Origin of the sequence: Solirubrobacter pauli, assembly GCF_003633755.1 — a bacterium.
Lineage (GTDB): Bacteria > Actinomycetota > Thermoleophilia > Solirubrobacterales > Solirubrobacteraceae > Solirubrobacter > Solirubrobacter pauli.
Genome location: NZ_RBIL01000001.1, coordinates 489081 through 509035 on the forward strand (window position 1 = coordinate 489081; position 19955 = coordinate 509035).

18 protein-coding genes are annotated in these 19955 nt (G+C 72.8%); 10 read left to right on the forward strand and 8 right to left on the reverse strand.

All coding sequences use genetic code 11. The features are described from left to right. Nucleotides 1–58: 58 nt before the first annotated feature. Entirely contained in the window at nucleotides 59–1153 is a 1095-nt protein-coding gene (locus tag C8N24_RS02280) for a saccharopine dehydrogenase family protein (RefSeq protein WP_121247581.1), read from the reverse strand. A 40-nt stretch (nucleotides 1154–1193) separates the two neighbouring features. Here C8N24_RS02280 and C8N24_RS02285 point away from each other — a divergent pair, with 40 nt between their 5' ends. Further along, nucleotides 1194–1844 carry a YkgJ family cysteine cluster protein gene (locus tag C8N24_RS02285; RefSeq protein ID WP_121247583.1) on the forward strand — a complete coding sequence of 217 codons (651 nt, stop codon included), beginning with the start codon at nucleotides 1194–1196 and terminating at the stop codon, nucleotides 1842–1844. Here the strand turns inward: C8N24_RS02285 and C8N24_RS02290 are convergent. From C8N24_RS02290 to C8N24_RS02300, 3 genes are all read right to left on the reverse strand, one after another. Next, the gene (locus C8N24_RS02290) at nucleotides 1804–6507 is read right to left on the reverse strand and encodes an NAD-glutamate dehydrogenase (RefSeq protein WP_121247585.1); all 4704 of its coding nucleotides are present in this window, start codon (nucleotides 6505–6507) and stop codon (nucleotides 1804–1806) included. The two genes, C8N24_RS02285 and C8N24_RS02290, sit on opposite strands and share 41 nt — an antisense overlap. 12 nt (nucleotides 6508–6519) lie before the next feature. Then, nucleotides 6520–8316: a phosphoenolpyruvate carboxykinase (GTP) gene (locus C8N24_RS02295; protein ID WP_245971739.1), complete on the reverse strand. Its 1797-nt coding sequence runs from the start codon at nucleotides 8314–8316 to the stop codon at nucleotides 6520–6522. Between the two features lie 190 nt (nucleotides 8317–8506). Continuing rightward, nucleotides 8507–9007 (reverse strand): MaoC family dehydratase, encoded by a 501-nt coding sequence (locus tag C8N24_RS02300; protein ID WP_121247589.1) that lies wholly within the window; start codon nucleotides 9005–9007, stop codon nucleotides 8507–8509. A 20-nt stretch (nucleotides 9008–9027) separates the two neighbouring features. Here C8N24_RS02300 and C8N24_RS02305 point away from each other — a divergent pair, with 20 nt between their 5' ends. The 6 genes from C8N24_RS02305 to C8N24_RS02330 all read left to right on the forward strand — a co-directional run bounded on the left by C8N24_RS02305 (nucleotide 9028) and on the right by C8N24_RS02330 (nucleotide 14805). Beyond that, nucleotides 9028–10065 (forward strand): HpcH/HpaI aldolase/citrate lyase family protein, encoded by a 1038-nt coding sequence (locus tag C8N24_RS02305; RefSeq protein WP_121247591.1) that lies wholly within the window; start codon nucleotides 9028–9030, stop codon nucleotides 10063–10065. Beyond that, nucleotides 10066–10482 (forward strand): hypothetical protein, encoded by a 417-nt coding sequence (locus C8N24_RS02310; RefSeq protein ID WP_121247593.1) that lies wholly within the window; start codon nucleotides 10066–10068, stop codon nucleotides 10480–10482. 19 nt (nucleotides 10483–10501) lie between these two features. Continuing rightward, nucleotides 10502–10804: a hypothetical protein gene (locus C8N24_RS02315; protein WP_121247595.1), complete on the forward strand. Its 303-nt coding sequence runs from the start codon at nucleotides 10502–10504 to the stop codon at nucleotides 10802–10804. A 65-nt stretch (nucleotides 10805–10869) separates the two neighbouring features. Further along, nucleotides 10870–12552, forward strand: a complete 1683-nt coding sequence (locus C8N24_RS02320) for a hypothetical protein (RefSeq protein ID WP_170178790.1) — start codon at nucleotides 10870–10872, stop codon at nucleotides 12550–12552. Continuing rightward, the gene (locus C8N24_RS02325; protein WP_121247599.1) at nucleotides 12518–12829 is read left to right on the forward strand and encodes a hypothetical protein; all 312 of its coding nucleotides are present in this window, start codon (nucleotides 12518–12520) and stop codon (nucleotides 12827–12829) included. Before C8N24_RS02320 ends, C8N24_RS02325 begins: the two co-directional genes overlap by 35 nt. Continuing rightward, nucleotides 12829–14805, forward strand: coding sequence for a hypothetical protein (locus C8N24_RS02330; protein ID WP_121247601.1), 1977 nt, complete (start codon nucleotides 12829–12831; stop codon nucleotides 14803–14805). The genes C8N24_RS02325 and C8N24_RS02330 overlap by 1 nt, the downstream gene beginning before the upstream one ends. Here the strand turns inward: C8N24_RS02330 and C8N24_RS02335 are convergent, their stop codons facing one another. Next, nucleotides 14806–16266 carry a hypothetical protein gene (locus tag C8N24_RS02335; protein ID WP_170178791.1) on the reverse strand — a complete coding sequence of 487 codons (1461 nt, stop codon included), beginning with the start codon at nucleotides 16264–16266 and terminating at the stop codon, nucleotides 14806–14808. A gap of 36 nt (nucleotides 16267–16302) precedes the next feature. On the opposite strand from C8N24_RS02335, the gene C8N24_RS33605 reads away from it, so the two are divergent. Both C8N24_RS33605 and C8N24_RS02345 read left to right on the forward strand, forming a co-directional pair. Continuing rightward, on the forward strand, nucleotides 16303–16815 hold the full coding sequence (locus tag C8N24_RS33605; protein WP_170178792.1) for a GNAT family N-acetyltransferase: 513 nt from the start codon (nucleotides 16303–16305) through the stop codon (nucleotides 16813–16815). Between the two features lie 52 nt (nucleotides 16816–16867). After that, nucleotides 16868–17275, forward strand: a complete 408-nt coding sequence (locus C8N24_RS02345) for a hypothetical protein (RefSeq protein ID WP_147447575.1) — start codon at nucleotides 16868–16870, stop codon at nucleotides 17273–17275. A 10-nt stretch (nucleotides 17276–17285) separates the two neighbouring features. Here the strand turns inward: C8N24_RS02345 and C8N24_RS02350 are convergent, their stop codons facing one another. After that, nucleotides 17286–17861, reverse strand: a complete 576-nt coding sequence (locus C8N24_RS02350; RefSeq protein ID WP_425474454.1) for an alpha/beta hydrolase family protein — start codon at nucleotides 17859–17861, stop codon at nucleotides 17286–17288. 13 nt (nucleotides 17862–17874) lie between these two features. Next, complete coding sequence (locus C8N24_RS02355; RefSeq protein WP_147447576.1) at nucleotides 17875–18486, reverse strand: hypothetical protein; 612 nt, start codon at nucleotides 18484–18486, stop codon at nucleotides 17875–17877. Between the two features lie 25 nt (nucleotides 18487–18511). Between C8N24_RS02355 and C8N24_RS02360 the strand changes: the two genes are divergently transcribed. Continuing rightward, nucleotides 18512–19096: a TetR/AcrR family transcriptional regulator gene (locus C8N24_RS02360; RefSeq protein WP_170178793.1), complete on the forward strand. Its 585-nt coding sequence runs from the start codon at nucleotides 18512–18514 to the stop codon at nucleotides 19094–19096. Here the strand turns inward: C8N24_RS02360 and C8N24_RS02365 are convergent. Next, nucleotides 19093–19923 (reverse strand): NAD(P)H-binding protein, encoded by an 831-nt coding sequence (locus C8N24_RS02365; protein WP_121247615.1) that lies wholly within the window; start codon nucleotides 19921–19923, stop codon nucleotides 19093–19095. The genes C8N24_RS02360 and C8N24_RS02365 overlap by 4 nt on opposite strands. Between the last annotated feature and the right edge of the window lie 32 nt (nucleotides 19924–19955).

Below are 19955 nucleotides of genomic sequence, written 5' to 3' on the forward strand. Positions count from 1 at the left end.
AACCCTCCTGATCGTCTGAGAATCAGTCGGAGCGCAACACTACGCCGGATCGGAGGGATTATGTGAACGATTTGACGTCGAGCGTCATCCCCGCGCGACGCAGCCGGTCGACCAGCGCGGCGCCCATCGCCGACGCCGGCGTGAGAACGCCGCCTTCGCCTTCGGTGCGCGCCAGGCACAGCGCGCTCTCGCCCATCATCACCGCGGTCGCCGCGTAGCCGGGATCGCCCTGGGCCGCGACCGTCGCGACGTGCCCGCCCCCGTGCACCTGCACCTTGAAGTGACCGTTGGCGCGTGCCTTCTCGGACGGCCCGTCACCCGGGCTGGGCAGCACGCGGTCGAGCGCCCAGCGCGTCGGCGGGAACGCCAGCCCGCCGGCCAGCAGGCCGAGCGCCGCGGTGAACCCGTACGCGACGGCCGGGTTGCTGTACGCCGACACCTCGCGGTACGCGAGGTCCGGCCCGTAGCCCAGCAGCTCCGCGCTGCGGCGGACGATCCGCGTGTTGTACGTGGCCATCACGAACGGGCCGATCCAGCCGTGCTCGTCGTCGCGCTTGACCGCCCGGAAGTCCCGCGAGCGGTCGCTGCCGCCGAGCGCGGTCGGGTCGAAGATCACGTCGCGCGTGCTCACGTCCGAGCGCATCTCGTCGACCTGGCCGGTCATCGAGGCGAGCGTGCCGCCGCTGAACCCGCCGCGCATCGACTTGAGCACGAACGTCGTCTTCCCCAGCTCCCCCGCCGCCTCGTGCAGCAGGAACGTGCCGAGGTCGGACGGGATCGAGTCGAACCCGCACGAGAGCACGATCCGCGCGCCGGACGCGCGCGCCGCCGCGTGCCGCGTGACCGCCTCGTGGGCGAACAGGATCTCGCCCGTCAGGTCGCAGTAGGCCGTGCCGGCCTCCACGCACGCGTCGACGAGCTTCATGCCGCCCTTGCGGTACGGCCCGACCGTCGTGCAGACCACCCGCGCGCTGCATGCCAGCTCCGCCGGGTCGTCGGCGTCGGCGACGATCAGCGGCCGGTCGATCCCGAGCGCCTCGAGCTTCGCGCGCGAGCGCCCCGCCAGCGCGATGTCCGCGTCCGTCTTGTCCAGGTACTCGGCGACGAGCCGGCCGACGAACCCTGTCGCACCGAAGACCACGATGTCGTGCACGTGGTGGACGCTACCCGGGCGCGCCGGTAGGGTCACGCCTGTGGACCGGCTGGACGAGCTGGAGCGTCAGGTCGAGGGTGGGAACCTCTTCGCCCACAGCGCGCTGACCGAGCACGCGGGCCGCCTGAACGAGGCGGCCGCGCTGATGAACGGGCTCGTCGGCCTGCTGATCCAGCGCGGGCTGGTCGACGGCGAGGAGCTGCTCGGCATCGTCGAGAGCGCCCGCGAGGCCGCCGAGCAGGCCGGCCAGCACGCCACGCTCGGCGTGATGGTCCGCAAGGACCGCCCGGACCAGCTCGGCCCGGGCAAGGACGTCGACTGCGCCACCCGCCTCCCCCACTGCCGCGGCGCCTGCTGCTCGTTCCACTTCCCCCTCTCCGTCGAGGAGATCGAGCGCGGCGGCCCGCTCAAGTGGGACCTCGCCCGCCCGTACTACAACCGCCACAACGCCAACGGCTACTGCCACAAGCTCGACGAGGCGCACGGCTGCACGATCTACGACGAGCGCCCCTCCGTCTGCCGCCAGTACTCGTGCGTGAACGACACGCGCATCTGGAAGGACTTCGACGCCATGATCCCCAACACGGAATGGCTCGACGAGAACTTCTCGCGTGCGGAGCGCGGTCCGGTCGAGATCTTCATGGACGCGGTCAGCCCGCGAGCGCCCGCAGCTGACGCACCGCCAGCGTGAGCCCGGCCAGGTCGGGGTCGCCCTCGCGGGTGAGTGAGCGCAGGAACGTCGTGAAGCGGTGCAGCGCCGGCCCGCGGTCGGCGAGGTAGCGCTCGACGTCGCCGTCGGCCTCGGCCAGCACCGCGCCCGCGAGCTCACGGCGCATCTGCGCGGCGTCCTCGCGCACGGCCTGGAGCGCCCAGCGCTGCATGCGGGTGGGCGCCGGGATGTGCTCGAGCTCGCCTTCGATCCAGTCCAAGCGCAGCTCCGCGCCGACCGCGAAGAAGACCTCCGCGACCGTCTCGATCGGGCGGCCCGTGGCCCTCGCCACGGACACCATGTCCGGGGCGTAGCGCTGCTCCGGCCGGAGGGCGTGCGCGCGGGCCAGCGGCTCGGGCACGCCCGCGCCGACCAGCCGCTCGGCGGTCTGCTCGCGCCGGCGCTTGCGGTCCTCGGAGCCGAGGTCGCCCAGCGCGGCGGCCAGCCGCTCGAAGCCGTCGCGGCCGGCGGTGATCGCCTCGTCGATGGCGCCGGTCGGCGCCCACGTCAGGTACCAGCGCGTGGTCGCCTCGACGAGCCCGTCGATCCCGCCCATCAGCTCCTGCTGGGCTTCACGGGTGCCGTCCTCCAGCCGCTCGACGACGTCCCAGCGCGCGTCCGCCCCGGTCACCTCGCGCGCGATCCGGAACGCGCGCACGACCTCCGCGGGCTCGGCGCCGCGCTCGGCCATCAGCTGCGACATGAAGGTCGGGCCGAGCGCGTTGACGATCTCGTTCGCGTTGACCATGCAGATCAGCTGCCGGCGCAGCGGGTGCTCGGCGAGGAAGTGGCCGAAGCGCTTGACGACGAGCGCCGGGAAGTAGCGGCGCAGGTCCCGCTCCAGCCACGGCTCGTCGACGAACTCCGACGCCTCGAGCGCGCGGGCGAGCAGCCGCTTGGAGTAGGTCAGCAGGGTCGCCAGCTCGGGTCGCTCCATGCCGCGGCCCGCGCGCCGGCGCTCGCCGACCTCCTCGGTGGTCGGCAGGTCCTCGGAGGCGCGGTCGAGCAGCTTGAGCTCCTCGAGCTGCACCATCAGGTCCTCGTAGGCGAACAGCCGCGTCGCCGAGCGATCGACCTCCTGGGCGATGATCTGCGCCTGCTGGAACGAGTCGTAGAGGACGTGGGCGACCACGTCGTCGGTGACCTCCGCCAGCAGCGCGTCGCGCTCCTCGCGCGTCAGCTCGCCCGCGGTCTCCGCGAGCCCGAGCAGGATCTTGAGGTTGACCTCGTGGTCGGAGCAGTCGACGCCCGCGGAGTTGTCGATGAAGTCGGCGTTGATGCGACCGCCGTGGGTCGCGTACTCGATCCGGGCGCGGCGGGTGAAGCCGAGGTTGCCGCCCTCGCCGACCACGCGGGCGCGGAGCTCGTCCGCGTTGACGCGGATCGCGTCCGAGGCGCGGTCGTGCGCGTCCGCGTCCGACTCGGTCGAGGCCTTCACGACCGTGCCGATGCCGCCGTTCCACAGCAGGTCGACGGGCGCGCGCAGGATCGCGCGGATGACGTCGGTCGGCGCCAGCGTCTCCTCGTCGACGCCGAGCGCCTCGCGCGCCTGCGGCGAGAGCTGGATCGCCTTGGCCGTGCGCGGGTACACGCCGCCGCCCTCGGAGATCAGCTCGCGGGCGTAGTCGTCCCAGGACGACCGGGGCCGCTCGAACAGCCGCCGGCGCTCGGCGAAGCCCTTGGCCGCGTCCGGTGACGGGTCGATGAAGATGTGCCGGTGGTCGTAGGCGGCGACGAGCCGGATCTGCTCGCTCAGCAGCATGCCGTTGCCGAAGACGTCCCCGCTCATGTCGCCGATGCCGACCACCGTGAACGGGTCGGCCTGCGTGTCCACGCCGAGCTCGCGGAAGTGGCGCTTGACCGACTCCCACGCGCCCTTGGCCGTGATGCCGAGCGCCTTGTGGTCGTACCCCGCCGAGCCGCCGCTGGCGAACGCGTCGTCGAGCCAGAACTCGAACTCGCGCGAGACCCGGTTGGCGGTGTCGCTGAACGTCGCCGTGCCCTTGTCGGCGGCGACCACGAGGTAGGTGTCCTCGCCGTCGCGGACGCGCACGGCGGGCGGCGGCACGACCTTCCCGTCCACGAGGTTGTCGGTGACCGACAGCAGCGACCGGATGAACGTGACGTAGTGGCGCTCGACGTCGTCGCCGCGCTTGACGTAGAAGCCGCCCTTCGCGCCCGCGGGCACGATCACGGCGTTCTTGGTCAGCTGCGCGCGCATGAGGCCGAAGACCTCGGTGCGGTAGTCCTGCCGGTCCGACCAGCGCAGGCCGCCGCGCGCGATCGGCCCGCCGCGCAGGTGGATGCCCTCCACGTCGGGCGAGTAGACGTAGATCTCCCGGTACGGCGCGGGCTGCGGCATGGCCGGCACGTCCGCCGACCGGAGCTTGAACGCGAGCGCCTCGCGGTCGCTGTTGTACGCGTTCGTGCGCAGCGTCGCCTCGATCACGGTCAGCTGGTTGCGCAGGATCCGGTCGTGGTCGAGCGAGGCGACGTCCTCGAGGTCGGCGAGGATCTCGTCGCGCAGCGCGGCCTCGGCCTCCTCGTCGGTCTCCAGCTCCGGGTCGAAGCGCAGCTCGAAGAAGCGCACGAGCTTGGCCGTGATCGCGGAGTTCGCGACCAGCACGTCGTTCTGGTAGCTCTCGGTGAAGCGCGAGCCGACGCGCTGGCGGTACTTGCGGTACGCGCGCAGGATCGCGACCTGGCGACGGTCCAGCCCCGCCGTGAGCACGAGCCGGTTGAGGTTGTCGGTCTCCGCGTCGCCGCGGTGGACGGCGGCGAGCAGCTCGGCCACGCGGTCGCCGACCGCTTCGAGCTCCAGCGACCGGCCGTCGGGCCCGAGCACGCGGAACTCCTGCACCCACGTCTCGTCCTCGCCCGTGAGCCGCGTCGAGATCTCCTCGATCACCCGCAGCCCGAGGTCCTCGAGCATCGGCAGCGCCTCGCCCAGCTCGACCTTCGGCCCGCGCTTGTAGAGCGCGATCCGCGTGTGCTGCGCGAGCGGCTGCAGCGAGACCACCAGCGGCCCCCGCTCGGACAGCTGCTCCAGCAGCGCGATGTCCATCGCGCCCACGTGCGGCGACGTGTAGCCCTTGTAGTGCTCCGGGAGGTGCGCGGCCCAGATCGAGCGCAGCAGGCGACCGCGGGCCGCGCCGAAGCGCTCGGTCAGCGCGTCGCGCAGGGCGTCGTCCCACGTCCGCGCGAGCTGGACGACCTCGCGCTCGAGCTCGGCGTTCTCGATGTCCGGGAGCCCGTCGACCGAGTGCACGAGGAAGTGCACGCGCACGCGGTTGCCGCCCTCGCCGAGCATGTGCTGCGCCTCGACGTCCTTGGCCTTGAAGCGGCGCTTGAACAGGCGTGTGACGCGCTCGACGAGCACCGCGCGGTAGCGGTCCCGCGGCAGCGCGAGGATGAACGAGCTGCTGCGGCCGTCCCGGGCGCGCCGCCCCAGCAGGCGCACGCGGTCGGTGCCTTCGAGCGCGAGCAGCGCGACGACCGCGCGGCGCAAGTCGTCCACCGGCGCGGCGAACAGCTCGTCCTTCGGGAACGTGTCGAAGAGCGCGATCGCGGCCTTGTAGTCGTGCGAGCCCTCGATCAGGTCCTCGGCCTCGAGCACGCGGCGCAGCTTGCGGTGCAGCACCGGCGTCTCGCTCGCCGGCTCCGTGTAGGCCTTGCTCGTGAACAGGCCGAGCAGGCGCGACTCGCCCGCGAGCTCGCCGTCGGGCGTGACGCGGCGCACGCCGACGTAGTCCATCCGCTCGTGCCGGTGGACCGGGGCGACGGCGTTGGCCTTGTCGACCAGCAGCAGCTCGCCGCTGGTCGCCCGCTCGCGCAGCGCCTCGGGCATGGCTTCGAGCGGGACGGGCTCCGCGTACGCCGAGCGCTCCTCGTCGGCGAGGATGCCGAGCCCCGAGCCCGGGATGCAGCGGTACGCGCCGCCGGTGATCTCGTACTCGCGTGCGCCCAGCAGGACGAAGTTGCCGCGCAGCAGCCAGGCGAGGAAGTCGACGGCCTCGCGGATGTCGTCGCTGTCGTAGCGCGTGGCGCTGCGCCGGGCGAGCGAGATCATCGACTCCACGCGCTGCGTCATCGCGCCGAAGTCGGTGACCGTCGAGCGGACGGCGGCCAGCACGCCCTCGACGTCCGCCGTCAGCTCCTCCAGCTCGCGGTCGGTGAGCCGGCGCGCGAGGTCGAAGTGCATGACCGACTCGCGGTGAACCGCGTTGCGCGCGTGGCTGACCGCGCTGATGTCGCCGTCCTCGCGCGCGATGCCGATGATCGGGTGCACGAGCCGCACGACCTGCTCGCCGCGGGCCTCGAGCAGCGCGCTCACCGAGTCCACGAGGAACGGCCAGTCGTCGCTGTTGGTCTCCAGGACGCTGCCGAGCGGCTCGTAGCCGTCGCGCTCGAGCGTCGGGTTGAACGCGCGTACGGCAACTGACGCACGTCCACGCCCGTTGACGAACGTCAACGCTCCGAGCACCTCGGCGGCGAGGTGCTCGGGCGAGATCCCTTCCGTGGACAGCCGGCGGAAATACGCGGCCGCGAACGCCCGTGCGACCTCGCCACCCTTGGACTGGGCGAGGTCGAGCAGGCGGTCGCGGTAGTCGCTTGAGCCGGCCTCGGTCTCCTCCGCGAGGCTCATCGCTCCGAGACGCTAGCTCAGGCGCTCCTTGAGCGCCTCGAACTGCGTCCGGATCTCCCGCGGCAGCTTGTCGCCGAACTGGGCGAGGTGGGCCTGCGTCTGGTCGAGCTCCGAGCGCGCCTCGTCGAGGTCCACGCTCAGGGCCTCGGCCACCGCGTGGCGGTTGAGGCCGCCGAGCTCCAGGTGCTCCGGCTCCGGGACGTAGCCGAGCGGCGTCTCGAACGCCTCGGCCTCGTCGTCGCAACGGCGGAAGATCCACGCGAGCACGCGGGAGTTCTCGCCGAAGCCGGGCCACAGGAACTTGCCGTCCTCGCCCTTGCGGAACCAGTTGACGTGGAAGATCTTCGGCAGCCGCGCCTTCTTGTTGTCGGCCATGTCCAGCCAGTGCTGGAAGTAGTCGGCCATGTGGTAGCCGCAGAACGGCAGCATCGCGAACGGGTCGAAGCGCAGCTCGCCGACCTTGCCGGCGGCCGCCGCGGTCTTCTCCGACGCCATCGTCGCGCCCAGGAAGACGCCGTGCTCCCAGTCGAAGGCCTCGCGCACGAGCGGCGCGCCGGAGCTGCGGCGGCCGCCGAACAGGAAGGCGTCGATCGGCACGCCGTTCGGGTCCTCCCACTCGTCGGCGATGCTCGGGCACTGGGCCGCGGGCGTCGTGAAGCGGGCGTTCGGATGCGCGGCCGGACCCTCGTTGTCGTCGGGCGTCCAGTCGTTGCCCTTCCAGTCGATCAGGTGGTCGGGCGTCTCGCCGGACATGCCCTCCCACCAGATGTCGCCGTCGTCGGTCTTCGCGCAGTTGGTGAAGATCGTGTTCCGCTCGACGGTGTCCATCGCGTTCGGGTTGGTCTTGCGCGCCGTGTTCGGCGCGACGCCGAAGAACCCGTACTCGGGGTTGACGGCGTACAGCCGGCCGTCGTCGCCGAACTTCATCCAGGCGATGTCGTCGCCGATCGTCTCGACCTTCCAGTCCTCGAGCGTCGGGACGAGCATGGCCAGGTTCGTCTTGCCGCACGCGCTCGGGAACGCGCCGCCGACGTACTTGACCTTGCCCTCGGGGCTCGTGAGCTTGAGGATCAGCATGTGCTCGGCGAGCCAGCCCTCGTCGCGCGCGATCACGCTCGCGATCCGCAGGGCGAAGCACTTCTTGCCGAGCAGCGCGTTGCCGCCGTACCCGGAGCCGTAGGACCAGATCTCGCGCGTCTCGGGGAAGTGGACGATGTACTTCTCGGCGTTGCACGGCCACGGGCCGGACGTCTCGCCGTCGTCGAGCGGCGCGCCCGTCGTGTGCAGGCACGGCACGAAGTCCCCGCTGTCGCCGAGCACGTCCAGCGCCTTCTTGCCCATCCGGGTCATGATCCGCATCGAGACCGCGACGTACGCGGAGTCGGTGAGCTGGACCCCGATCTCGGCGATCGGCGAGCCGAGCGGCCCCATGCTGAACGGCACCACGTACAGCGTGCGACCGTGCATCGAGCCGGCGAACTTGTCCTTGAGCACGGCGCGCATCTCGCGCGGGTCGCGCCAGTTGATCGTCGGGCCGGCGTCCTCCTCGGACTCCGAGCAGATGAAGGTCCGGTCCTCGACGCGCGCGACGTCGTTCGGGTCGCTGCGCGCGAGGTAGGAGTTCGGGCGCTTGGCCTCCGAGAGCTTCTCGAACGTCCCCGCTTCCACGAGCTCGGCGCAGAGGTTGTCGTACTCCTCGGCCGACCCGTCGCACCAGTGGATGGCGGCGGGCTGCGTCAGCTCCGCGATCTCCTCCACCCAGGCGAGCAGCTTCGCGTGTTTCGTGGGGACAGACGTCTCGATGGCCACTGGTGAGATCGACCTCTCTCGGGTTTGTCAGATCCTTACAAACGTACCGGGAATGGGGCGTTCGCCTCAGCTCGCCAGGGGTGCCGACGCGCCAAAACGATCACTCCGCCTTCTCCAGCTTACGTGAAGCTACCCAGAATGGCCACCAGACGATCGGGTGGTCCGCTCTACGAGGTTTTGCCAGTGACGTTCAAACTTCGCGCTTGGGCACGAGCACAAGGCGCTTGAACTCCGCCACAAGCGTTCCGTCCTGGTTCAGCACGCGCGTGTGGACCCGCACGGTCCCGCGATCCGGCTTGCTTCGGGAAGGTGTGATCTCCAGGACCTCCGTCTCGGCGAACAGCGTGTCGCCGTGGAACACCGGGGCTGGATGGCTCAGCTCCTCGGTGGCGAGGTTCGCGATCGCCTTGCCGGAGATGTCGGACACCGACATGCCGAGCGCGAGGCTGTACACGTACGGGCCGACGACGACGTTCCGGCCCTGCTGGGACTGCGCTGCGTACACGTCGTTGATGTGCAACGGGTGGTGGTTCATGGTCAGCAGGCAAAAGAGGTGGTCGTCGGCCTCCGTGACGGTCTTCGCCGGCCAGTGCTTGTAGACCGCCCCCACCTCGAACTCCTCCAGGTAGCGGCCGTACGGGTGCGCGCCGGAGGCCTCGCGCGTCGGTCCATCGGTATCCACGGTGCCCATGGGAGGGCATGATGCCCCTGATGCGCAACGCCCGCTCCTTCTTCGCGCCGCTCGCGATCGGCGCGCCCGACCCGGTCCGCGCGATCCCCGTGACCCCCTCGCGGATGATCCACTTCTTCGACCCATCGAACGAGAAGCTGCGCGGCAAGGTCCCGGACATGGCCCGCAGCGCCGACATCCTGCTCGGCAATCTCGAGGACGCCGTCGCGGCCGACAAGAAGGAGGCGGCGCGCGCCGGGCTGGTCGAGGTCGGTAGGACCGCCGACCTGGGCGGGACTCCGCTCTGGACCCGCATCAACGCGCTCGAATCGCCGTGGGCGCTGGACGACCTCGTGACGTTGGTCACAGAGATCGGCGACGTGCTCGACGTCGTCATGGTCCCGAAGGTCGAGGGCGCCGAGGACATCCACTACGTCGACCGCCTGCTCGCGCAGTTGGAGGCGCGCGCGGGGCTGTCGCGCCCCGTGCTCGTCCACGCGATCCTCGAGACCGCGCAGGGCGTCGCCAACGTCGAGGAGATCGCGAACGCCTCCCCGCGCATGCAGGGCATCTCGCTCGGGCCCGCCGACCTCGCCGCGTCACGCCGGATGAAGACCACGCGCGTGGGCGGCGGCCACCCCGGCTACCGGGTGCTCGCCGACCCCGGCGACGAGCGCCCGTCCTACCAGCAGGACCTCTGGCACTACACGGTCGGCCGCATGGTCGACGCGTGCGCCGCCGCCGGCATCTTCCCCTACTACGGCCCGTTCGGGGACATCAAGGACGAGGCCGGCTGCGAGGCCCAGTTCCGCGCCGCCTACCTGATGGGCTGCGTCGGCGCCTGGTCGCTGCACCCCGTCCAGATCGGCATCGCCAAGCGCGTCTTCTCCCCCGATGTCGAGGAGGTGCGCTTCGCCCGCCGCGTGCTCGAGGCGATCCCCGACGGCTCCGGCGTGCACATGCTCGACGGCAAGATGCAGGACGACGCCACCTACAAGCAGGCGCGCGTGCTCGTCGACCTGGCGGAGCTGCTGGCGAAGAAGGACCCGGAGCTGGCCACCGCCTACGGTTTGTCCTGAGTGCGACGACGCAAGGACAAGGATCAACCCAGCACGGAGCTCGTGCCGACCACGCCGCCCAAGCCCACCGCCGATGACCGCGCGTGGTCCTCGCGACGCAACATCGGCGAGCGCGACGCGCGCAAGGACCTCGTGCCGTACATGGCGCTGCCGGCCGAGACCGGCCCGACGTGGGCGCCCGACCAGCTGAGCATCTGGCCGGTCGAGGGTGGGCGCTTCGGCATCGACGCGCACTACCACGGGGACACCGGCCGGGCGCGCGCCGAGCAGCAGGCCGTGCGGCTCGAGCGCGTGTCGCTGGCGGTCAGCGTGCGCGCGACCGACGACGGCGCGGCGCTGCGACTCGGGCCGCTGGCGCACAAGGCGACCTTCCTCGCGATCGAGGCCTTCCTGGGCCGTCCGATCGACGATGCGTGAGCACGCCGGAGCAAACGCGATGGACGACGCGGACGAGATCGCCGCGTTCCACGCCCGGTGCAGCGACCTGATGCGCGCGCTGCTGCAGGAGCTCGCGCGCACGCCCGACCAGCCGCGGCCGTTCCCGGCCATCGAGGACGCGCTGGGCTGGCCGCGACGGCGGATCGCGTCCGTGCTCGGCGGCGTGTTCACCGTCCGCACGCGGGAGTTCGGCGGACGGCGCCCGTACCACTTCCACGACGAGCGCCAGTCGGCGTCGGGACGGTGGGAGCTGTGGGTCGATCCGGAGCAGGCCGAGGCCATCCGCGCGGCCGGTTCCTGAGCGCTGGCTCATAAGCGAATGTCCCACCTGCACTGAGGGAGTTCTCATCTAAGCTGCGCCGCGTCATGGACCGACGTCGCCTTTCCCTGCTCCTCTCCGCCCTGCTCCTGGCCGCGCCCGCGAGCGCGCGGGCCGACTTCACCGAGACGCCGACGTACGACTTCCTCGGCGAGGCCCGCTGCATCGCGCCGACCGGCCTGCCCGGCGAGGTGGCGATCGGCAGCGCCTCCGGCGCGCGCTTCCTGCAGGCCACGCGCAGCGGGTTCGCCGTCAGCGCGGAGGTGAAGGCGGGCGAGGACTTCCGGTGCGGCACGATCAGCGGCCGCCCCTCCGGCGCCGGGCTGATCGCCGGCACGCAGTACGGCGGCGACAGCGTAGTCGCGGTCGTGCGCGACCCGGGCGGGGCGTGGAGCGCGCCGCTGCCGATCGCCGCGCGTGAGGGCTGGAACCCGGAGACGGTGGTCGGCGCGGTGTCCGACCGCGGCGATGCCGTGATCGCGTGGGTCGAGCAGCGCCAGGGCCCTGGGCCGTCGATCCGCATCCGCGTCGCGCAGCGCGCGCCGGGCCAGGGGTTCGCGCCGGCGAAGGTCGTGCACACCTCGGCGCGGGTGTCCTACACGGCGGCGCTGGACGCCGCGGTGGCGAGCACGGGCGAGGCCGTCGTGACCTGGACGACGCTCGACGAGTCCGGCAAGGGCCCCGTCCGCGCCACGAGCAACGTGGTGGTCATCGGCGCCGACGGCACCGTCGGCGCGCCCACCCCGATCGACATCGAGGACGGAGCGCCCACGAGCCTGTCGCTCGCCGCCGACGGCCGCGCGCTCCTCGCGTACGTCCGGAATCGGGTCGTGACGTTCATGGAGCGTCCCCCGGGCGGCGCGTTCGGCACGCCGATCAAGCTGTCGCGGGTCGCGGATCCGGTCGGCGGCACCGTGATCGCCCGGTTGCACGAGAGCGGCGCCGCCGCGATCGCCTGGACCGGGTATGTGCGCAGCGAGACGCGCATCGCGACCCGTCCCGGGCTCGGGGGCTTCCGGCCGCCCGTGACCGTCGCCGAGGCGATCGAGCTGCCCAAGGGCTTCGACACCTTCTGGCTCTCCGACGCGCTGCAGGGCAGCGGGCTGAGCTTCGCCTACGGCGGCGACGTCACCGGCAACTCGCTCACGCTCACGGCCGACGGCCGCGCGCTGGTCGGGACGATGGCCCTCGGCCGGCCGGGCGGGGTCGAGCGGGCGCTCGCGCAGCTGGTGACGCTTCCGCTCGCGGGCGGCGCGGCGGTGCGAGCCGCCGCCGGTGGCGTGTTCGACGAGCCGACGCGCGTGCAGCCGCTGACGCTCGCCGACGGCACGCCCGGGCTCAGCTGGCTCACGGACGTCAGCGAGAACCGCTTCACGCTCCACCTGGCGACCGAGGGCGGCGCCCGCCCCGCGGCCGGTCCGCCGCCGCGGTTGCGCATCGGCGCCCCGGTGCGCCGCGTGCTCGACTACGACGACGCGCTCCGGCTGCCGGTCACGTGCAGCGGACCGTGCACGGTCCGCGGCCAGGTCATCGGCCGCACGTTCACCGACGGCGTCACCACGCTCGCCACGGGCGGCAAGGGCGAGCTGCGGATCCGCGCCGGGTACGAGTCGCTCGTGCCCAAGGGCGGCCGATCGCTGCGCGTGCGCGTGACCTACGGCACCCCCGGGCACCGTCACCCCAGAGGCCCGCACCGTGACCGTGCGCGTCTCGCGCACCACCAAGCGTGACCCGCGGGTCGTGCGGCTGCGCGCCGTGCGTCGCGGGTCCACGGTGCGCGTGACCTGGCGCGTGGTCAACCCGCAGCGCTTCTCCTCGTACATCGTCGCCGGCACCGCTGCCCGCAACGGCGGCAAGCCGCTCGTCGTGTCCGGCGACGGCGCCGTGCGCCCGCGCACGACGTCCTACAAGGTCACGCTCACGTCCGCCGACCGCGTCCGCTTCGTCACGTTGCGTGGCCTGGACGAGGTCGGGTTCCTCAAGCCGATCACCGTGGAGGTCCGCTGATGCGCGCGCTGCTCCTGTCCCTCGCGCTGTTGGCCGGGGCGCCCGCCTCCGCCTCGGCCGCCCTCGGCCAGGTCGAGCCGGTCAAGGTCTCCCAGGACGAGAGCTGCCTCGGCGCGACCGGCCGCCCCGGCGAGATCTCCAGCCCGACGACCTCCGGCGTGCGCTTCTTCGTGGCCACGCGCGAGGGCCTGAAGCCCGGCGGCCGGGTACAGCTCGCCGACGGGCAGTTCCGGTGCGAAGCCGTCGCGGGCAAGCCGACCGGCGCCGGCGTGATCGTGGGCCAGAGCTACACGCCGACGGTCGAGGGCGAGACCGACGAGCGCATCGTCGCCTCGCTGCGCGACCCCGGCGGCGCCTGGGGCGCCCCCGTGACGATCCCGGTCGAGCAGGGCTGGAGCCCGGACGTCGTCGACGCGTCGGTCTCCGAGCGCGGCGACGTGCTGATCAGCTGGCGCGAGCGCAAGTCCACCGGGCGCCGCTCGGAGACGTTCCGCTTCCGCACGGTCCGCCGCGCGCCCGGAGCGGCGTTCGGCGCGCCCGAGACCATCGGCACGGCGGCCGACCGCAACGAGCACATCACCGGCGAGATCGCGGCGACGGGTGAGGCGTTCGTGCTCACCACCCGCGTCGACGGCGACAAGGCGCCCTACACCGCGCCGGTCTCGGTCAGCACGGCCACGGCGGACACGGCGTTCTCGGCGCCGACGCCGATCGGCACCTCGAGCTGGCTCTTCGCGCCGGTCCTGGCCGTGGGCGCCGACGGCCGCGCGATCGTCGCGATCCGCAGCGCGACCGGCGTCGTCGTGATCGAGCGCCCGCCGGGCGGCGCGTTCGGCCCGGCCGTCACGGTCGGTGAGACATCGGACCCGGTGGGCATCGGCATGGCGGCGACGGTCGGCGCCGACGGCCGGGCCTCGATCGGCTGGGGGAACTACTCCACTGGCACGATCCAGTTCGCGTCGCGGCCCACGGCGGGCGCATCGTGGACGCGCACGCAGGTCAATGGCGGTGGAACGCTGTTCCCGAAGTTCTACGACCCGTTCTTCCTCGTGCTCTTCAGCGACCTGTTCGGGTTCGGGCCCGGCGGGCTGATCTTCAACGAGCCGCTCGGTCGCCTGCAGCTCACGGGTGACGGTCGCTCCGCGCTCGCGTGGTTCGTCGGCAGCGCGCTCAGCCCCGCGCCCGCGCTGGCGACCACGCCGCTCGCCGGCGGCCCGGTGACGCTCCAGGACGGCGGCCCGACCCTGGACGGCGCGGGTCTCGTCTTCGCGGCCACGCTCGGCGACGGCACCCCCGCGCTCGCGTGGACCGAAGGCACGTCCGCCAAGTCCGGGCCCCGGCTGCACCTGGCCGCCGAGGGCGTGGTCGAGCAGCCGGACCCCGCCGCGCCGCGCGTCTTGATCGGTGCGCCACTCGAGCGCCGGCTGGGCAGCAAGGAGGCGCTTCGCTTCCCCGTGAGCTGCAGCGGTCCGTGCGAGGTCGAGGTGGCGCTCGGCGATCCCTCGCTCGAGCTCGGCGCGACGTTCACGCTCAAGCGCGCCGGGCGCCGCGTCGTCAAGCTCGACGAGGCCGCCATCCTCGCCGACCGACGGGCCCGCCCGATCCGGCTCGCGGTCGCCTACCGAGCGCCCGGCGCCAAGCGCGTCAAGGTCCGCACGACGAGCATCCGCTTCGCGCGCCGCGGCGAGCTGCCGTTCGCGGAGGTCGAGCACGTGCGGGCGGTCCGGCGTGGCGGCACGATCCGGGTCACGTGGGCGCTCAAGGGCAACGTCCATGAGCCGGACGAGCCGCTCTTCGTCACGGCGACCAGGACGAGGGCCCGCGCCGAGCAGCCGCTGGCCCTGCGGTCGATCACCCTCGGCAAGCGGCGCACCTTCTCCGTGACGCTGCGCGCGGGCGCCGAGGCGAAGTTCGTGACCGTGCGGACCGTCGGGTTCGTCATCGGCAAGGGCCGGACCGTCGTGCCGGTGCGGTAGTCAGCGCTCCGGCAGCTCGCCGCAGTACGGGCCGAGGCTCGGCCGCGCGTTGCGGTGCCGGAGCTGCGGGAACGTGCTGAAGGCGTCGAGGGGGTTGAGGAAGTCGAAGACCTCCTCGGCGAACGACTGGCGTGGGTGGTCGTCGACGACGATCGGCGGCCGCACTCCGGTCAGGTGGTCGAGCCGGGCGCGCAGCACCTCGCGCTGGTACGCCGCCCAGCGGGCGCGGCCGTCCACGTAGTCGGGGCGGTCGCGATAGGCGAGGATGACCTGCTCGGCGGCGTGGAGCCGCTGGCGTGGCTCACCGTCGGCGCTCGGCAGCTTCGGGCGGTCGAACGTCTTGCGGAAGCTCGCGATCGACAGGTCGGCGATGTCGCCTTCCGAACCCCGGGTGATCTGCACGCCGTAGCAGTCGGCGCTGTCGACACCCACCACGTCGAGGTAGGCCACCAGCAGCTCCTGCGGGCTGCTCGGCAGGTGGGGGAGCGGCGAAGGCGTCCGTGGCGGTCCCCAGCGCCACGGAGCGACCCAGGCCGCGATCGCCTCCCAGTCGAGGATCTCGAGGTGGAACGGGCTCGGCGCGAGCGTCGCGTGCGGAGCGCCGCGCGCGAACGCGTCGCCGAGGCCGCTGCGCGCGAGCAGCAGCGCACCTTCGACGTGCGCCGCCCAGCTGCGGTGGTCGTCGAACGTGACGCCGCGCAGCGTGAGCAGGCGGGTGAGGCCGAAGCAGCGCTCCGGCCCGAGGTCGCCGAGCGCGGCGCCGAGCACGTCCTCGTCGAGCACCGACGGGTCGCCCGGCGCGCGCTGGACGAGGTGCGCGGCGCGGCTGACGACGCTCGTCGCCACCGGGCCGGCCGCGGCGGCGAGCGCGCCCGGCGCGTGGACGATCTCCCATTCGAGGTAGGCGTCGGCTTCGCTCGAGCGCCGATGGTCCAGGCGGTCGGGGACGCGATAGACGCCGAACACGCCGGCGGGATCGGCGGTGCCGAGCGCGGCGATGACCGCTTCGCGCTGCGTCCTGCCGGTGGCGGGGATGCGGGTAAAGGCGACCGGCAGCTCCCGCTGGCCGCGGTACGGCGCACGGGCGGCCTCCCGCCGATCGCGCTCGGCGAGGGCCACGGCCGCGCGCTCCTCGGGGCGCGCGACCTCCTCCGGCGGGCGGTTGAAGTCGGCGCCGGGCCCCGGGTCGAGCACGTCGCGCCGGTCGTCGAACAGCTCGCCGAACGAGTCCTTGGCCCGTTCGACGACATCCCGCAGGCTGGTCGGCGGCGCGGCCTGCTGCTCCACCGGCAGGCCTTGGGCGGCGGCGAACACGGCATAGTCCTCTCGCGCCTTGCGACCGGCGGCCTCGCCGGCGGCGATCTGCGCGTCGGCGCGCGCTTGCGCCTTCGCCAGCTTCTCCTGCTGCTTGGGCGAGAGCTCGACCGGCTTGCCTCGCAGGGCGCGGATCAGGTTGCGCACGGCGCGACGCTATCCGCTCCCGTCACACTGCGTCCAGTGCGCGCGCCCGAGATCGTCACGACTGCCCGGATGCGCGGCGAGGCGGCCGGGCAGCGGCACCTGGACGCGCTCGCGCCGATCTTCGGCGATCCGCGTGTCGGCGCGACCATGGGCGGCGTGATGAGCCGCGACGTCGTCGCGCAGATGCTGGCCGCCAACGAGCGCGAGTGGGCGCGCGACGGCTTCAGCTCGTGGCTGTTCTTCGAGACCGCCACGGGCACGCCGCTCGCGCGCGGCGGGCTGCGGCGGACCGAGTTCGACGGGCGACCCGAGGTCGAGGTGGGCTGGACGACCGCGCCGGACCGCTGGGGCGAGGCGTTCGCGACCGAGCTCGGGAAGCTCTCGATCGAGGTCGGATTCGAACGGTTGGGCTTGACCGAGATCGTCGCGTTCACGCTCCCGGAGAACGGTGCATCGCGCCGTGTGATGGAAAAACTGGGTTTCGTGTACGAGAAGACCGCGCCCTACCGGCACTTCGGGGATCACGTGCTGTACCGGCTTAACGTGTAAAGCGTCGGACACGCGGGGAGTCCCGCTGCGGAGAGTCGGGAAGAGGAGACCCATGGCCGCGACCGCAGCACCAACACGCCCTGCCACGGAACTGCAGGACCGTCTCCTACGGCGGGCGGAGGTCGTCGGCGTGTGGGCGGTGGACTGCATCCGCGCGCAGCGCCGTGACACCGACTGGGCGGCCGAGCTGCTCGGGGACCTCGAGCACCGGCACGCGCACGCCACCCTCGACGGCGAGGGCTACCACCTGGACACGTTCGCGGTCGAGCCGGTCGCCCACCAGCGCGGCACGGCCTACGTGCGGCTGGTGTGCTCGGTGACGATCCGGCCCGCGCGGCTCTCGCCCGCGGTCGCGGCGCGCACGCTGCGCGGCGTGCTGGACGAGCTGATGCTCGCGCCGGCCCGCGCCCGCGCGACCTGCGCGCGGCTGATCGACGTCGCGATCGTCCCTGCGATCTAGCGTCCCGCCACTAGCTCGTCACGAACGCGCGCACGGCGGCCCGCAGGCCGTTCACGTCGCTGCGGAGGCTGTGGTTGCCCCGCAGCCGCACGATCGTGCGCCCCGGCGCCTCGGGCGGCATCCCGAACGGGTCGCTCTCGCCCTGGATGATCAGCACGGGCACCTCGACGCCCTCCAGCTCGGGCAGCCGCGTCTTCTCCGGCCTGCCGGGCGGATGCAGCGGGAACGCGAGGCACAGCACCCCGGCCGCCCCGACCGCCCCGGCGGTGCGGCAGGCGACCCGCGCGCCCGACGAGCGGCCGCCGACGAGCAGGCGCGCGTCGTCGGTCGGCAGGGCGGCGCAAACGGCGGTCCAGGCCGCGTCGAGCTGCGGGGCGGGCGCCGGCGACTTGCGGCCGGCGACGCGGTACGGCTGCTCGACCAGATAGACCGAGACGCCCGCCTCGTTCGCGGTCGCGGTCGCGGCGACGAGGTCCGGCGCGCCGACGCCGCCGCCCGCGCCGTGGCCGAGCACGAGCACGCTCGACGCGCCGTCGACGAGGTGCGGGTGGGCGTGGGCGGGGCCGTGGGGCGTGTCGATCTCCAGCACGCGCGCAAGCCTAGTCGGAGGGGCGCTTGACCTTCTTGCGGCGGTCGACCTCGCGCAGCGCGAGCACCAGTCCGATGACGATCGGCAGCCAGTACGGCTTGGAGTCGAGCACCGCGCGGACCCAGCCGGGGAGCTCCGGGAGGTCCGGCAGGTCGATCGACGGCAGCGGCACGTCCGGCAGGTCGATCCGCGGCAGGTCGGGCACGTCGATCGACGGCAGCGGGATCGCGGGCAGCAGCTTCAGCACGAACGCGAAGCCGATGATCGCCAGCGCCACCTGCGCCGCACCGGTCAGCACGTAGCGCGAGGCGTACAGCTTCGGGTGCTCGCGGCCCCACGCGGCGAGCTTGGCCGCGCGCGTGCCCGGCTCGGGGTCGAGCTCGTACTCGACGTCCTCGCCCGCGGGCACGAGCGAGGCCCGGGTGACGCTTCCGCCCCACAGCGGCATCACCGCGCGAACCTCGAAGCCGTCGCCCTCCAGCACCGTCCGCTTGCCGTTGGCCTTGCGCTCGGCGACCGTCTCGCCGTCGACCACGAGCCGCACGCGGTCCCGCTCCCAGAGCGGGTCCGGGATGACCTCGACCGTCCGGCCCTCATACTCGACGCTGAAGCTGGCGGGCATGTCCGCCACCGTACCATACATCTGTATGACACCTGCCCCGGTCGACCACGACGAACGCCGCTCGCGCCTCACCGAGGTGCTGCTCGCCGTGGTCGCCGACGGCGGGCTCGAGGCCGCCACGATCCGCACGGTGGCCGACCGCGCGGGCGTCTCGATCGGCACCGTCCAGCACTACTTCAAGACCAAGGACGAGATGCTCGCCCACGCGTACCGGACGGTGGGCAAGGAGCTCGGCGACCGCGCCGAGCAGCGCGCGGAGGGCGCCTCCTCGTGGAAGGAGGCGATCCGCGCGATCCTGCTCGAGCTGCTCCCGCTCGACGACCGCCGCGCCGCCGGCTACCGCGTCAGCGTCGCCTTCGCGGCGCGCGCGACCTGGAACGCCGAGCTCGGCGCCGAGCTGCGCAAGGACCTCGCCGAGCTGCAGGCGATCTTCGTCGACATGCTCACCCAGGCGGGCGTGCCGCATCCCGAGCGCGAGGCGACGACGCTGCTGGCCCTCAACGCGGGCCTGGCCGAGCCGCTGATCTACGGCGACGGCTCACCCGAGCCGGTGGTCGAGGCGCTGGACGCGTACCTCGACCGGCTGTTCTTGAACGTCCAGGACGTTTAACCTCCAAGGACCGTGCGGAGCGGCTCCGGGTCGCGGCCGGTGAGGTCGCGCACGGCGGTGCTGACGACCGCGGAGTAGCCGAGCCGGGCGCCCGTGCCGAACGTCGCGTAGCCCGCCGCGACCGGCTCCGGCATGCCGGTGGCGCGGACGAGCCCGTTCGTGTACTCGGCGTCGTCGACGAGCGCCGCCTCGACGGGCTTGCCGCCGACCTCGGAGAAGAGCGCGGCGAGCTCGACGGGGCCGAGCGCCTCGGGGCCGGTGATGTCGTACTCGCGGCCGTCGTGGTCGCCGCCGGCCAGCACGGCCGCGGCGGCGCGGGCGCAGTCGGCGCGCGTGACGAAGCCCGTCGGGCCGCCGTTGCTCTCCAGACGGCCGGTCGCGAGCGCGCCCTGGTAGGCGCCGAGCTGCATCTCGGCGTAGATGTTGTTGCGCAGGAAGGCCCAGCGCACGCCGCTCGCGCGGATGTGCTCCTCGGTCGCGCGGTGCTCGGCGGCGACGATGATCGGGTTGCTGTCCGACGGGTTCGGGATCGACGTGTAGGTGATGAACCCGACGCCCGCCGCGACGGCCGCGTCGACCGCGGCCTTGTGGCCGTCCACGCGTGCGCCGATCTCGCTGCCGCTGATCAGGAGGAGGCGGTCGACGCCCGCGAACGCGTCCGGCGACGCGGCGTTGAAGTCGAAGGCGCGCACGTCGGCGCCCGGCACGTCGAGCGCGTCCGGGTTGCGCGTGAGCAGCACCAGCTCGGACGCGTCGACGGTCTTCAGCAGCTCGGCGGTGACGAGGCGGCCGAGCTGGCCGGACGCACCGGTGATGGCGAGGCTCATGGTGCAAGTTGTACACGCAACCGATAAGCCGG